Source organism: Chryseobacterium oryctis, from assembly GCF_025971925.1.
Lineage (GTDB): Bacteria > Bacteroidota > Bacteroidia > Flavobacteriales > Weeksellaceae > Chryseobacterium > Chryseobacterium oryctis.
Genome location: NZ_JAPDHV010000002.1, coordinates 532,904 through 547,790 on the forward strand (window position 1 = coordinate 532,904; position 14,887 = coordinate 547,790).

General features: G+C 33.4%; 11 protein-coding genes. 9 read left to right on the forward strand and 2 right to left on the reverse strand.

Features of this window, described 5'->3' with window-relative positions; genetic code table 11:
• Positions 1 to 5 precede the first annotated feature (5 nt).
• The 3 genes from coaBC to OH806_RS06280 all read left to right on the forward strand — a co-directional run bounded on the left by coaBC (position 6) and on the right by OH806_RS06280 (position 3,863).
• Positions 6 to 1,208, forward strand: a complete 1,203-nt coding sequence (gene coaBC / locus OH806_RS06270) for a bifunctional phosphopantothenoylcysteine decarboxylase/phosphopantothenate--cysteine ligase CoaBC (RefSeq protein ID WP_264742812.1) — start codon at positions 6 to 8, stop codon at positions 1,206 to 1,208.
• A gap of 36 nt (positions 1,209 to 1,244) precedes the next feature.
• The gene (gene porD / locus OH806_RS06275) at positions 1,245 to 2,150 is read left to right on the forward strand and encodes a type IX secretion system protein PorD (RefSeq protein WP_264742813.1); all 906 of its coding nucleotides are present in this window, start codon (positions 1,245 to 1,247) and stop codon (positions 2,148 to 2,150) included.
• Between the two features lie 63 nt (positions 2,151 to 2,213).
• Positions 2,214 to 3,863: a DNA repair protein RecN gene (locus tag OH806_RS06280; RefSeq protein WP_264742814.1), complete on the forward strand. Its 1,650-nt coding sequence runs from the start codon at positions 2,214 to 2,216 to the stop codon at positions 3,861 to 3,863.
• Between the two features lie 66 nt (positions 3,864 to 3,929).
• On the opposite strand, the gene OH806_RS06285 is transcribed toward OH806_RS06280, so the two are convergent.
• The gene (locus OH806_RS06285) at positions 3,930 to 4,121 is read right to left on the reverse strand and encodes a bacteriocin-like protein (RefSeq protein ID WP_264742815.1); all 192 of its coding nucleotides are present in this window, start codon (positions 4,119 to 4,121) and stop codon (positions 3,930 to 3,932) included.
• Positions 4,122 to 4,282: 161 nt separating this feature from the next.
• Positions 4,283 to 5,677, reverse strand: coding sequence for a class II fumarate hydratase (fumC, locus tag OH806_RS06290; protein ID WP_264742816.1), 1,395 nt, complete (start codon positions 5,675 to 5,677; stop codon positions 4,283 to 4,285).
• A 336-nt stretch (positions 5,678 to 6,013) separates the two neighbouring features.
• Here fumC and OH806_RS06295 point away from each other — a divergent pair, with 336 nt between their 5' ends.
• From OH806_RS06295 to OH806_RS06320, 6 genes are all read left to right on the forward strand, one after another.
• Positions 6,014 to 7,621, forward strand: a complete 1,608-nt coding sequence (locus OH806_RS06295) for a fumarate hydratase (RefSeq protein WP_264742817.1) — start codon at positions 6,014 to 6,016, stop codon at positions 7,619 to 7,621.
• Positions 7,622 to 7,713: 92 nt separating this feature from the next.
• Positions 7,714 to 7,998, forward strand: coding sequence for a hypothetical protein (locus OH806_RS06300; protein WP_264742818.1), 285 nt, complete (start codon positions 7,714 to 7,716; stop codon positions 7,996 to 7,998).
• Between the two features lie 258 nt (positions 7,999 to 8,256).
• Positions 8,257 to 9,342 (forward strand): peptide chain release factor 1, encoded by a 1,086-nt coding sequence (gene prfA, locus OH806_RS06305; RefSeq protein ID WP_264742819.1) that lies wholly within the window; start codon positions 8,257 to 8,259, stop codon positions 9,340 to 9,342.
• A gap of 54 nt (positions 9,343 to 9,396) precedes the next feature.
• Positions 9,397 to 9,549, forward strand: coding sequence for a hypothetical protein (locus OH806_RS06310; RefSeq protein WP_264742820.1), 153 nt, complete (start codon positions 9,397 to 9,399; stop codon positions 9,547 to 9,549).
• Positions 9,550 to 9,702: 153 nt separating this feature from the next.
• Positions 9,703 to 11,739, forward strand: a complete 2,037-nt coding sequence (locus tag OH806_RS06315; protein WP_264742980.1) for a prolyl oligopeptidase family serine peptidase — start codon at positions 9,703 to 9,705, stop codon at positions 11,737 to 11,739.
• Between the two features lie 129 nt (positions 11,740 to 11,868).
• Entirely contained in the window at positions 11,869 to 14,853 is a 2,985-nt protein-coding gene (locus OH806_RS06320) for a reprolysin-like metallopeptidase (RefSeq protein WP_264742821.1), read from the forward strand.
• Positions 14,854 to 14,887 lie beyond the last annotated feature (34 nt).

Sequence of the window (14,887 nt, forward strand, 5' to 3'; positions counted from 1 at the left end):
ACTACATGAGCGTTTACGGGAAAAAAATTCTCATCGCTGTTTCGGGAGGAATAGCCGCCTATAAAATTCATTTCTTAATCAGAGATTTTGTTAAAAAAGGAGCTAATGTTCAGATAATCATGACTCCGGATGCAGAGAATTTTGTCACGAAGTTAAGTTTGTCTACTTTATCTAAAAAACCTGTTTATTCAGATTTTTATAGTGCAAACGGAACGTGGAACAGTCATGTAGAATTGGCTCTTTGGGCAGATGTTATTGTTATAGCTCCTTGTACGGCAAATACTTTGGCTAAAATGACTCACGGAATGTGTGATAATTTGGTGATTGCAACTTATATGTCAGCAAAATGTCCTGTTTTTATTGCTCCTGCGATGGATTTGGATATGTATCAACATCCTTCTACAAAGCAAAATCTGGAAATGGCAGAAGATTTTGGTCATTTCATAATTCCAGCTGAAAATGGAGAATTGGCGAGTGGACTTATCGGGCAAGGAAGAATGGCAGAACCGGAAACAATTGCTAAAGCTGTTGAAGATTTTTTTACTAAAGATGATAAAAAAACACTTGAAGGAAAAATAGTTTTAATCACAGCCGGACCAACTTATGAAGCAATTGATCCTGTGAGATTTATAGGAAATCATTCTTCTGGTAAAATGGGCTTTTCTTTGGCAGAAGAAGCTGCGAAAAGAGGAGCGAAAATAATTTTAGTTTCTGGGCCAAGTTCTCAGGTTGTAAAACATAAAAATATTGATTTATATAGAGTTACTTCGGCAAAAGAAATGCTTAATAAAGTTTTTGAATTTTATGAAAATGTTGATGTCGCGATAGCAAGTGCTGCCGTTGCAGATTATGCTCCAAAAGAAGTAGCGAAAGAAAAAATCAAAAAGAATGATGAAAATTTAACGATTGAATTGGTTAAAAATCCGGATATTCTTAAAACAATGGGAGAAAAGAAAAACCATCAGTTCTTAGTTGGTTTTGCTTTAGAAACCCAAAATGAAGAAGAAAATGCCAAAGGAAAACTCGAAAAGAAAAATCTTGATATGATTGTCCTGAATTCTCTTCGTGACGAAGGCGCAGGATTTAAAAATGATACCAACAAGATAAAGATATTTACCAAAACAGAGAAAACCGAGTTTGATTTGAAATCCAAAGATGATGTGGCAAAGGATATTCTCAATTTTGTGGAAGCTCAGATTTTAAAATAATTTTAATAAATTTCCGTTCTCAATTTTTAATAGATAATGAAAAAAATTATAAGCTTATTTTTACTGCTTTTTATATATTCTACTAGTTTCTCTCAAGAGTTATTGGCTACCGTTCAGGTAAACTCTCAGCAATTGGGAGGAAGTAACCAATCTGCTTACAAAGCATTGGAAAAAAGCCTTCGTGATTTTATCAATAATACAAGTTGGACAGGGAGAAAATTGCAAAATTTTGAAAAGATTAAATCCAATTTTGCCATTGTAATTTCTGAGAAAGACGGAAATAGATATAAAGGAAGTATTGTTATTCAGGCTGTGCGTCCTGTTTATAATACAAATTATGAATCTCCACTTATCAATCTTCAGGATACCAGATTTAGTTTTGAATATATTGAAAATGAGAATCTTATTTTTAATGAAAGACAGTTTTCCGGTAAAAATTTAATTGATGTTGTAAGTTTTTATGTTTATCTTATTTTAGGGTATGATGCAGACAGTTTCCAGACAATGGGAGGAACACAATGGTTTCAAAAAGCCCAGCAAATTGCACAAAATGGTGAGTCACAGAATAATTATGATGGTTGGAAGCAAATCAATGAACCAAGAAACCGTTCTCAGCTTATCAGAGAAATAATGAGCCCGAATATGGCTCAATTGCGTTCAACTTTCTATACATATCACAGAGCGGGATTAGATAATATGTTTAATCAGGATCAAACTTCTTCTAAGAAAATCATTTTTGATGCCTTGATGCAATTAAAAATGTATGAAAACTCTTTTCAACAGAATTATTTCTTTGATCTTTTTACGACAAATAAAGCTGACGAAATTTTCAATATTTTCAATTCCGGAAACAATGGAGGAATTATTATTGGTGATTTGAAACAGCTTATGATGATGTTTTCTCCTAAGAATACAGATTCTAAGTGGAGTAAGTGGAAATAATCTTGTTGAATACTGACTTCTAAAGTTCTATATTTGCAATATCTAAAGTAATTGCTATTATTAATGCTGTCGAGAATCTATATCAAAAATTTTGCTTTAATTGATACACTTGAAGTATCGCTACAAAATGGTTTGCAGGTAATTACTGGTGAAACAGGAGCCGGAAAATCTATCATTTTGGGTGCGTTGAGGCTTATTTTGGGAGAAAGAGCAGATATTAAGTCTATTTCTAACGCAGAAGAGAAAAGTATTGTAGAAACAGAGTTTTCTCTGGATAATCAGTTCAAGAAATTTTTCATTGAGAATGATTTAGATTACGAGCATCAAACAATCATAAGACGAGAAATTTTACCATCCGGAAAGTCCAGAGCTTTTATTAATGATGTTCCTGTAACGTTAGATATTTTAAAAGAACTTTCATCTCAGCTTATTGATATACATTCGCAATTTGAAACGTCAAATCTTTTTACATCAGAATATCAGTTTAAAATTATTGATGGATTTTCTGAAAATAAGAAGCTGATTGAAGATTATCAGTTTGAATTTTCTGAGTTTCAAAGTCTTAAAAATCAGTTAAAGAAATATCAAAATCAGCTTTCTGAAAACAATAAAGAAACAGATTATAAAAAATTCCTCTTGAATGAGTTAGAGGAGCTTAATCTCGATGATATAGATTATGAAGATTTACAAAATCAGCTTTCTATTCAGGAAAATGCAGAAATGATTTCCGAAAACCTGAGTTTGGTTTTATCGAGGTTTCATCAGGAAGAAGTTGGGATTTTTTCTTTCTTCAATGAAGCGAAAAGTAAACTTTCAAAAATTTCTGAAGTTTCCGCTAGTTTCTCCGAGCTTGATGAGAGATTAGAACAATCTTTTGTTGAATTAAAGGATATTGTTTCTGAGCTTGAAAATGAAGCAGATAAAATTGAAGTTAATCCGGAAAACTTAGCTCTTCTTTCTGAACTTAATAATAAAATTAATGCTTTATTGCTTAAACATAATGTTTCTGAAGTCAATGAATTAAAAGAAATTAGAAACCAATTGTCGGCAGAACAAAGAGGTGCTTCTGAGCTTGAAGGTTTAATTGAAGAAATTGAGGTAAAAATTAATGAAAAGGAAACCAAACTTGGTACTTTATCGGAGAAACTTTCAAAAAACAGAAAGAAAAGTATTCCTGTTTTTATAGAAAAAGCAGAAAGTTTATTAAAAAAATTAGGGCTGGAAAAAGCGAAAGTTGATATTGAGCTTCAAAATTCCCAAGATTTTAATCAATTTGGGAAGGAAAGTATTCAGCTTTTATTTCAAGCTAATTCAGGGTTTCCTTTAAAGCCAATTCAAACGGCAATTTCCGGAGGTGAGAGGTCAAGAGTAATGTTGGCTGTGAAGAAGATTATCGCTGAAAGTGATGAGTTACCGACATTGATTTTAGATGAAATTGATACGGGAGTTTCAGGAAAAGTGGCTGAAGAAATAGGAAATCTTATGAGAGATATGTCAAAAGATATGCAGCTTATTGTTATTTCTCATTTAGCACAAGTGGCAGCAAAAGGGAATAATAATTATAAGGTTGTGAAGCATGACATTGCTGGAAAAACTCAATCAACGATTATTCCACTGAATGAAGATGAAAAATTGCAAGAAATTGCACAATTGCTTTCAGGTAGTAAGATTACAGAGGCTGCTTTGGAACAGGCAAAAGAATTGATAAGATAAATTATGAAGTGTACATATTGAAAAAAGGACAGAATTTCTGTCCTTTTTTGTTTTATTCAATTGTTTTTAAGATAAATCTGGGTCGCACATTTCTATAGGAACCAAGCATTTTGTAGAATTGCAAGGGTTTCCACTCGGGATTTCTAAGCAACAGGCGTGATATCCATTGTAAGTAACATGATAAGTGTTTGTCGGGCATGTGTGACCACCTAATACTTGTTTTAAATTCTCTCTTTGGATTTTTTTTAGATTTTTCATAATATTTTGTTTTATAGATGTTTGTAATTTATCACTAATTTATGAAAAATTTTAACTTCTGAAAATTATTTTGTAAGAAATTGTAATTCAGCATCTTGTATAAATAATAAAAACCTTGAAAACTTCAAGGCTTTACATTGAATTTATATTTAAAAATGATGTTATTTCAGGCTTCCTACCATATCTTCAGGTTTTACCCATTCATCAAATTGTTCGGCAGTTAGCAATCCAAGGTTAATGGCTTCTTCTTTTAATGTTGTACCATTTTTGTGGGCTGTTTTTGCAATTTTTGCAGCATTTTCATATCCGATATGTGTGTTTAAAGCTGTTACCAACATCAAAGATTTGTCAACCAATTCTTTGATTCTTTCATGATTAGGTTCTATTCCAACGGCGCAATGGTCATTAAATGAAATACATGCATCAGCAATTAATTGAGCTGATTGTAAGAAATTATAAGCCATTACAGGTTTAAAAACATTCAGCTCATAATTTCCCTGAGTTCCTGCGAATGAAATAGTGGTGTCATTTCCTAGTACTTGTGCACAAACCATTGTTAAGGCTTCATTTTGAGTAGGGTTTACTTTCCCGGGCATGATGGAAGAACCGGGTTCATTTTCAGGAATGTAGATTTCTCCAATTCCGGAACGAGGTCCTGAAGCTAATAATCTGATATCTTGAGCAATTTTAAATAAAGAAACAGCTAGTTGTTTTAAAGCTCCATGAGATTCTACAATAGCATCATGTGCAGCAAGAGCTTCAAATTTGTTTTCTGCAGTAATAAAAGGGTGGTTGGTGAATTTTGCAATATATTCTGCAACTTTTACATCGTAACCTTTGGGTGTATTTAAGCCTGTTCCTACTGCTGTTCCTCCTAAAGCGAGTTCGGAAAGATGCGGAAGGGTGTTTTTTAAAGCTCTTAATCCAAATTCTAATTGTGCTACATATCCGGAAAACTCTTGTCCTAAAGTTAATGGAGTCGCATCCATTAAATGTGTTCTTCCTATTTTAACAATATCTTTAAAGGCAATTGATTTTTCAGCTAAGGTACTCTTTAACCTTTCCACAGCAGGAATGGTTGTTTCTACCACTTTTTTATAGGCTGCAATATGCATTGCCGTTGGATATGTATCATTGGAAGATTGAGACTTATTCACATCGTCATTTGGATGAATTTCGGATTTCTCTCCCAATTTTCCTCCATTATTAACATGGGCTCTATTTGAAATTACTTCATTTACATTCATATTAGACTGAGTTCCAGAACCGGTTTGCCAAATTACTAAAGGAAACTGGTTATTGAGTTTTCCTTCAAGAATTTCATCACAAACTTTTGAGATCATATCTCTTTTTTCAACAGGAAGAACTCCTAAATCGGCATTTGCATAAGCGGCAGCTTTTTTCAAATATGCAAACGCTTCGATAATTTCGTGTGGCATAGAACCTTCAGGGCCTATTTTGAAATTATTTCTTGAACGTTCTGTTTGTGCTCCCCAAAATTTGTCAGCAGGAACCTGAACTTCACCCATGGTGTCTTTTTCTATTCTGTAATTCATTGTGATTAAGATTTTATTTTTATTTAACCACAAAAGGAACAAAAGATTTAGATTAAATTTTAAGGGAAACACTAAAAACCCTTAAAGTTCATAAAGATGAAAATCATAGGTTTTCAAAAATTAATGTGTTCTTATAAAACAGTATTTAATTAAACTTAAAATAACTAATATGTTTAAAAAACTTTTGTTCCTTTTATGGTTAAAAATAGAATAGTATAAATTTAGTCATTACTCAAAAATCTTGCAATTTATAATGATTATAAATATCAATTTAAACTGTTGATTTTACTTATGTTTTTTTAAGGGAAGCTGTATTTTTGTACAAACGAAAATTCAATGGATTTTAGATATCAGGATCCGTATCCGATTCAAAAAGATGATACGGTATATAAAAAGCTTACATCAGATTACGTAAAAGTTGAAAAACTTGGAGATAGAGAAATTTTAAATATAGATCCAAAAGGACTTGAGCTATTGGCAGAAGAAGCAATGGCGGATGTTTCTTTTATGCTTCGTTCTTCACATTTAGAAAGTCTTAGAAGAATTATTGATGATCCTGAAGCGACTGATAATGATAGATTTGTTGCTTATAATTTATTGCAAAATGCCGCCGTAGCTGTAGAAGGAGCTTTACCTTCTTGTCAGGATACCGGTACAGCAATTGTGATGGCTAAAAAAGGAGAAAATGTTTATACGGGAGTTGATGATGGGGAATATTTGAGTAAGGGTATTTTCAATACTTATCAAAAAAGAAACTTAAGATATTCTCAGGTTGTTCCTTTAACAATGTTTGATGAAAAAAATTCCGGTTCAAATCTTCCTGCACAAATTGATATTTATGCTAAAAAAGGAGACTATTATGAATTTTTATTCTTGACTAAAGGAGGTGGTTCTGCTAACAAGACATTCTTGTACCAAAAAACAAAGTCATTATTGAACGAAAAGTCTCTTGAAGAATTTATCAAAGAGAAAATTTCAGATTTAGGTACGGCTGCTTGTCCTCCATATCACTTGGCTTTAGTAATTGGCGGAACTTCTGCTGAAGCGAATTTAGCTGCTGTGAAAAAGGCATCTGCGAAATATTATGATAATCTTCCGACTGAAGGAAATGAGGCAGGACAGGCTTTCAGAGATTTGGAGTGGGAAGCAAGAGTTCAGAAGATTTGTCAGGAAAGTGCAATTGGAGCTCAGTTTGGGGGTAAATATTTAACGCATGATGTTAGAGTTATCAGACTTCCTCGTCACGCAGCTTCTTGTCCTGTAGGAATGGGTGTATCATGTTCAGCAGATAGAAATATTAAAGGTAAAATTACCAAAGAAGGTATTTTCTTAGAGCAATTGGAACAAGATCCTAAAAGATTTTTACCGGCAACTCCTCCGCATTTGGAAGAAGCTGTAGAAATTGATTTGAATAAACCAATGCCTGAAATTTTAGCGGAACTTTCAAAATATCCGATTAAAACAAGGTTGAAACTAAACGGTACTTTAATTGTAGCAAGAGATATTGCTCACGCAAAGATTAAAGAAATTCTTGACAGCGGAAAACCAATGCCAGAATATTTCAAAAACCATCCTATTTATTATGCAGGACCAGCAAAAACTCCGGAAGGAATGGCTTCAGGAAGTTTCGGACCTACAACAGCAGGAAGAATGGATGTTTATGTAGATGAATTCCAGAGCCATGGAGGAAGTATGATTATGTTGGCAAAAGGTAATAGAAGCAAAGATGTTACAAATGCGTGCAAAAAATATGGAGGGTTCTATTTAGGTTCAATTGGTGGGCCAGCTGCAATTTTAGCGAAAGATAATATTGTGTCTGTTGATGTCGTAGACTTTCCAGAATTGGGGATGGAAGCTGTAAGAAAAATTGAAGTAAAAGATTTCCCTGCATTTATTATCACTGATGATAAAGGAAATGATTTCTTCGCAGATCTTGCACATTAATTAGTTTAAAATCAAAATAAATAATAAAATAGGGCTTATATCTTTTGTGTAAAACAATAAAAAGTCCTATTTTTGCCTAAAATCTTTAAAGAATGATAACGATTTTATCAGCATTTTGGCCGTTTTACCAGTTCCTTTGGACAGTATTTTTCATAATCATGTTCTTGGTAGGGTTCTGGTGTATTTTTATGTTCTTCGGGTTGGTTATTCCAATGTGGTTGACGGAAGGTTTGAAAGAATATTTTGGAAAAGTAAAGCCTTTTGATCCTGAAGATATCAGAAGAAAAAATATTTATGAGCAGGAAGGTGTAGAGGTTATCTACAACGAACCAAAAGGAAACGGGCCTTTCTTGCACGATAGTCACGGACATCATTAATTGATTGTCATTGCTTTTTCACCTGAATTCTGAAAAAGTAATATCAAAGCAAAACATCATATATAAACCACTTAATTTTTTAAGTGGTTTTTTGTTTTTAATGATACTTTTTATTTGTGAACTACTAAATCATAATGGATTTTAATAAGAATTTATAAAGGAAAAGCTATAGGATTTAAAAACAAAAGAATACACAATCAAATGTTTATTGAGTTTTGAATTAATAATTCTTATCTTTGCACCCACAAAATTTTCATAATGTCTAAATCATTAATTCCAAAATTAGAAGCTATAAAACAAAGATATAATGAGGTTGCAGATCTTATTATTCAACCTGATGTTATTTCAGACCAAAAAAGATATTCTACTTTGAATAAAGAATATAGTGATTTGGGAAAAATTGTAAAAGTTTATGACCAATATAAAGGAGCTTTAGATACTATTGAAGAATCTGATGAAATCATTGCTGATGGTTCAGACAGAGATTTGGTGGATTTGGCTAAAGAGGAAAAGCTTGAGGCTCAATCTAGAATTCCTGGATTAGAAGAAGAGTTGAAAGTTTTATTAATACCAAAAGATCCTGCAGATGATAAAAACGTAATTGTAGAATTACGTGCGGGAACAGGTGGCGATGAAGCGGCTATTTTTGTGGAAGATATTTACAGAATGTATACCATGTATTTTAAAGCAAAAGGCTGGAGGCATGAAGTAACTGATTCTAATGAAGCAGCAAAAGGATACAAAGAGCTAATAATGAAAGTAGAAGGTGAAGGAGTTTACGGAATTATGAAGTTCGAATCTGGGGTTCACCGTGTACAGCGTGTTCCGGAAACAGAATCTCAGGGAAGAGTTCATACTTCTGCAATTACTGTTGCTGTTCTTCCGGAAGCTGAAGAAGTAGATGTAGAAATTAATCCTGCTGATATAGAAATGCAAACTTCGCGTTCGGGTGGAGCTGGAGGTCAGAACGTAAACAAAGTTGAAACGAAAGTACAATTAACACACAAGCCTTCAGGATTAGTTGTTGTTTGTCAACAGGCTCGTTCTCAGTTAGCAAACCGTGAATTGGCAATGGAAATGCTTCGTGCTAAATTGTATGATATTAAATTACAGGAAGTTCAAGGTGATATTGCTGCACAAAGAAAAACAATGGTTTCTACAGGAGATCGTTCCGCAAAAATTAAAACATATAATTATCCTCAAGGAAGAGTAACAGATCATAGAATTAATAAATCTATGTACAATCTTGATGCGTATATGAATGGAGATATTTCAGAAATGATTGATGCTGTAATCATGGCAGAAAATGCGGAGAAAATGAAAGGAGAGGAAGAGAATTACTAAAAAAATGTTTTTTTTGTAAAAATTTGATATCTTTATGATAGCAAATTATTAAATATGAAAAAACTAACTAAAAAAGATTTAAAATCTATTGTTGCTGGAAATGGTGATCCAAGACCAGGCAAATGTATTGTTAACGGAGAACTTATAGATTGGATTTGTGGAGTTCCCTGCCCTGATGGAATGACTGCATTTTGCTTCGCAGATTAAAAAACTTAAAAATTTATTAAAGCTTCTATTTTTATAGGAGCTTTTTTATTTGGGATTCTTTCAGTATTTTTGATAAAATCGTTAAAAATGAATTTTACACCAATCTTATTAACCGCTGGAGTTTTATTTTCAGCATCTATTTATTCTCAAAAAATGATTTATCCAAAAGCATTAAAAGGAAATCAAACAGATACTTACTTCGAAACTTCTGTCGCAGATCCTTTTCGAGATTTAGAAAATGATTCGGAAGCTACAAAAAAGTGGGTGGATGAAGAAGTTGATTTTAGCCAGAATTATCTTTCGAAAATACCTTTTAGAGAGAAAATAAAAGATCAATTAAGAGATATTTGGAATTATGAAAAAATAGGAGCTCCTTTTAAAGAAGGAGATTATACGTACTTTTATAAAAATAACGGGCTACAGGCTCAATCGGTTTTATACAGAACGAATCTTAAAACTAAAAATATTGAAGTATTTTTAGACCCTAACCAGTTTTCTGAAAAAGGAACAACCTCTCTTTCTCAATTATCATTCAATAAAAAAGGAAATTTAGCAGCCTATTCAATCTCAGAAGGAGGAAGTGATTGGAACAAAATCATCATTATCGACGCAATTACCAAAAAACAAATTGATGAGACGTTGGTTGATGTGAAATTTAGTGGAATTTCATGGCAAGGAGACGAAGGTTTTTATTATTCTAGCTATGATAAACCAAAGGAAGGAACAGTACTTTCCGGAATGACCGATAAGCATAAGGTTTACTTTCACAAATTAGGAACGAAACAATCTGAAGATAAACTAATTTTCGGAGGAGAAAAAACTCCAAGAAGATATTTAGGTGCTGATGTTTCTGAAGACCAGAGATATTTAATTATTTCCGCAGCCAATGCAACCAACGGAAATGAATTATATATAAAAGACTTACAGAAAGGAGGTGATTTTATCCAAATAAATAAAGGATTTGATATCAATGCAAGTATCGTTGATACAGAAGGGGACGAACTTTATATTTTTACAGATAAGGATGCACCAAATATGCGTCTTGTGAAAGCAAACATCAAAAATCCTAGTCCTGAAAATTGGAAGGATGTGATTCCTCAAACGGATAATGTATTAGGAATTTCTTCAGGAGGAGGCTATTTCTTTGCTACATATATGGTAGACGCTATTGATCAAGTAAAACAATATGATAAAGCCGGAAAATTAATCAGAGAAATTACCCTTCCGGGTAAAGGGAATGTAGGAGGATTTGGAGGGAAAGAGAAGGAAAAAGAATTGTATTTTTCTTTCACAAATTATATAACTCCCGGAACAATTTATAAGTTTAATGTAGAAACAGGAAAATCGGAAGTTTACCAAAAGCCAAAAGTAAAATTCAATCCCGATGATTATGTTTCCGAGCAAGTTTTCTATACTTCTAAAGACGGAACAAAAGTTCCTATGATGATTAATTATAAAAAAGGAACTAAGCTGAATGGTAAAAACCCAACGATTTTATATTCTTATGGAGGATTCAATATAAGCCTACAACCAGCGTTTTCTGTAGTAAATGCAGTATGGATGAATAACGGAGGAATTTATGCAGTTCCCAACATCCGTGGAGGAGGTGAATATGGTAAAAAGTGGCATGATGCAGGAACGAAAATGCAAAAAAAGAATGTGTTTGATGATTTCATTGCTGCAGGGGAATACTTACAAAGTAAAGGATATACTTCGAAAGAATATATGGCTCTTTCAGGAAGATCAAACGGAGGCTTATTGGTTGGTGCAACCATGACTATGCGCCCTGATTTGGCTAAAGTTGCATTTCCTGGAGTTGGAGTTCTGGATATGTTGAGATATAACAAATTCACAGCAGGAGCAGGTTGGTCTTATGATTACGGAACAGCGGAAGATAGTAAAGAAATGTTTGAATACTTAAAGTCATATTCTCCGGTACATAATGTAAAAAGCGGAACATGTTATCCTTCAACGATGATTATTACAAGTGATCATGATGACAGAGTGGTTCCGGCACATTCTTTCAAATTTGGAGCTGAGTTACAAGAAAAGCAAGGATGTAAAAATCCTATTTTACTAAGAATAGAGAAAAATGCAGGTCATGGGGCAGGAAGGTCAACCGAACAGGTAATTGGTGAGAATGCAGATCTTATTTCTTTTGCACTGCATGAAATGGGGGTGAAATTATAACTTTAAGAAAAATTAAAAATATATTAAAAAAAAGATGGTTTTTGTTTAAACTGTCTTTTTTTGTGGTTTTTTTTAGTATGATTCACTACATTTGGTTTTAGATATTTAAAATTTTATTAATAGGCTATTATGAAAAAAAGAATTTTACTGATTTGTGCTTTGGCTGGTTTTGTAACCAGCGCTTATGCACAGAGATGGGAACCTGTTTCGCAAAAGGTTTCTCAGATTAGAAAGGAAGTTGAAGTTCAATATGCTTATAGAGTAGATTTGGCTTCAATTAGAAATCTTTTAAAAGATGCGGTTGAGACGGGAAATGGTGCAAAACCTGTTATTATTTCTTTACCAACAGTAGAAGGAAAAATCGAGAAATTTGCAGTTTATAGCAATCCTGTCATGGAAAAGTCTTTGGCAGATAGATATCAGCTAGGCTCTTATGTTGGTGTAGGAGTTGATGATCCTTCAAAATACGTTAGATTTAGCACTTCACCTACGGAATTACAGTCAATGATTATTAAAGATGGTGTATTTCAGTTCATAGAACCTATTTCTACAGATAAACAAACTTATGGAGTCTTTTATAAGACAAAAAGAAATAAGTCAGAGCATGGTTTTGAATGTACTACAGAGGAAAGAACGATTGAGGATATAAAAAAATTAGAATTAAACGGAAAAAAAAAGCTTTCTAATGTTGGGATCACCAATAGACCATCAAGTACAAAATATAGAACATATAGATTGGCATTATCAGCAACGGGAGAATATACTCAAGCTGCTGGAGGAACAGTAGCTGCTGCTGTAACTAGAATGAACAATACCATGACCCGTGTAAATGGGGTTTTTGAAAAAGACTTTGGAATTAAATTATTAGTTCAGGATATCCCTGCAATTATTTATACGGATGCAGCAACAGATCCTTATACTAATAATCTAAATTTACAATTACAACAAACATTAACTTCTGTTGTGGGAAATGATAATTATGATATCGGGCATGTATTTAATGCAGCAGGTGGAAACGGAAATGCAGGAGGAATAGGTGTTATTTGTACTAATCCTGCAACTAATAATAGTCTTGCAAAAGGTTCAGCTTTTACCCAAAATACTAATCCCACAGGAGATTTATTTGATATTGATTATGTAGCTCACGAAATGGGGCACCAACTAGGGGCAAATCATACTTTCTCTAATAGAACTGAGGGTTCAGGTGTTAATGTAGAACCGGGAGGTGGAACAACAATCATGGGATATGCAGGTATTACTTATGATAATGTACAGATGAATTCCGATGCATATTTCCATTATTCTTCGATCGATCAGGTATTAACAACTCTTGATGGAAAGACAGGATGCGGAACCTCGGCTGATATCACTACTAATACACCACCTACAATTGCAACATTAGGAGCTTACTCTATTCCTAAAGGAACAGCATATTATTTAGAAACAACGGCAACAGATGCTCAAAATGATCCTTTAAAATATACATGGGAGCAGTATGATAGTGTAGATGGTTATGCTTCTATCTCTGGAGATTCTGGCTGGGGATATAATACACAAGGGACATTGACAAGATCTCGCTTCGGAACAAGTAGTGGAAGAAGGTATTTCCCAAGCCTTGCTTTAGTAATGAATGGAATTCTTACTAACAAAACTAATCCCGCTAACTCTGTAAATACAGATTGGGAAACTGTATCTTATGTTCCTAGAACATTGAAATATGCGGTAACTGTAAGGGATGAAAACCCAACAAGGCCGATGCTTTCTTCTTCTGAAACCACAGTAACTGTTGGGGAGGATGGACCATTCAAATTTAATGGTCTTACAAATTCATCAATATTGTATAAAGATGCGACAAATATAATCCAATGGGAAGTAGCAAACACGACTGCTGCTCCTTATAATGTAGCAAATGTTAAAATAGACTATACAACAGATAATGGAGCTACATGGACTGATTTGGTCGCTTCAACTCCAAACAATGGAAGTTATAGCGCACAAATGCCATCTAGTTTAAGTGGTACAATTAAATTAAGAATATCTGCAATAGGGAATGTATTTTATGCAGTGTCTCCTGCTGTAACAATAGGAAGTGCTCCAACATCTACTTCAGCAGCTCCTACAGGTGTTTCTACTATTGCTTCTGAAATATTAAAAACATCGGCAAGAGTTTCTTGGAACAGTGTTCCCGGAGCTACTTACTCTATTAATTATAGAAAAGCAGGGACTACTAACTGGACTAATACCACAAGTGCTGTAAATTCTGTACTTATAAACGGATTAGAAGATGAGTCTAGTTATGAAGTGCAAGTTGCAGCAGTGGTTAATAATGTTCCTGGAGCTTTTTCTTCTAATTATACATTTAAAACAAACAGTCTAAAAACAGGGGTTGATTATTGTATTCTAAATTCTGGAGTTCCTGATATTGGAGCAATCAGCTCAGTAAAAGTATCCAATATAGATTATACAGATAATACAATAAAAGCGTATAAAGATCTATCGGAGGATGCAAGTAAAATTATAAATTTAGTTCAAGGGAATTCTTATACTTTAACACCTAAAGTCATTCAAGGATATCTTAGCGGTGGAGCTCCTTTAAACGTTTCAGTTTGGATTGATTATAATAGAAATGGTGTATTTGAAACCTCGGAGAGAGTAATTTCTGTTTCTGGCACTGCACCATATGGTATTGTTAGTTTTGGAGCACAAAACTTTACAGTACCTACAACAACTTATGCAGGAGATAAGCTTTTAAGAATGAGAGTAGTAGCTAAATATAATACAGCTGCATTAGCAAGTACATGTGGATTCATTTCAAGTGGAGGAGGTTCTGTTATGGATTTACCAGTAAAGATAACAAGCAACTCTTTGTCTACAAATGAGACTACACCTTCTAAATCCGAAATTTCATTATATCCAAACCCAGCAGATACTTTTGTTGAAATTAAAAATCTTAAAGGTTCAGCAGATTATAAAATCTACTCTGCAGATGGAAGATTGGTGCTAAATGGTAAAACAGAAGGTAGAATCGATGTTCAAAGTTTAGTAAAAGGAGTTTATGTTATAACCATTGTAAATGGTGAGAAAACATTAAGCACTAAATTAATCAAAAAATAAGCCCTAAAAAGGGTTTTTAATAAAGCCGACTAAT

Excerpts from the sequence above, each read along its gene's own strand:
- coaBC (WP_264742812.1), top strand. The coding sequence starts at position 6 with ATGAGCGTTTACGGGAAAAAAATTCTCATCGCTGTTTCGGGAGGAATA.
- OH806_RS06295 (WP_264742817.1), top strand. The coding sequence starts at position 6,014 with ATGGATTTTAGATATCAGGATCCGTATCCGATTCAAAAAGATGATACG.
- OH806_RS06315 (WP_264742980.1), top strand. The coding sequence starts at position 9,703 with ATGATTTATCCAAAAGCATTAAAAGGAAATCAAACAGATACTTACTTC.
- prfA (WP_264742819.1), top strand. The coding sequence starts at position 8,257 with ATGTCTAAATCATTAATTCCAAAATTAGAAGCTATAAAACAAAGATAT.
- OH806_RS06280 (WP_264742814.1), top strand. The coding sequence starts at position 2,214 with ATGCTGTCGAGAATCTATATCAAAAATTTTGCTTTAATTGATACACTT.
- porD (WP_264742813.1), top strand. The coding sequence starts at position 1,245 with ATGAAAAAAATTATAAGCTTATTTTTACTGCTTTTTATATATTCTACT.
- OH806_RS06300 (WP_264742818.1), top strand. The coding sequence starts at position 7,714 with ATGATAACGATTTTATCAGCATTTTGGCCGTTTTACCAGTTCCTTTGG.
- OH806_RS06320 (WP_264742821.1), top strand. The coding sequence starts at position 11,869 with ATGAAAAAAAGAATTTTACTGATTTGTGCTTTGGCTGGTTTTGTAACC.
- OH806_RS06310 (WP_264742820.1), top strand. The coding sequence starts at position 9,397 with ATGAAAAAACTAACTAAAAAAGATTTAAAATCTATTGTTGCTGGAAAT.
- fumC (WP_264742816.1), bottom strand. The coding sequence starts at position 5,677 with ATGAATTACAGAATAGAAAAAGACACCATGGGTGAAGTTCAGGTTCCT.
- OH806_RS06285 (WP_264742815.1), bottom strand. The coding sequence starts at position 4,121 with ATGAAAAATCTAAAAAAAATCCAAAGAGAGAATTTAAAACAAGTATTA.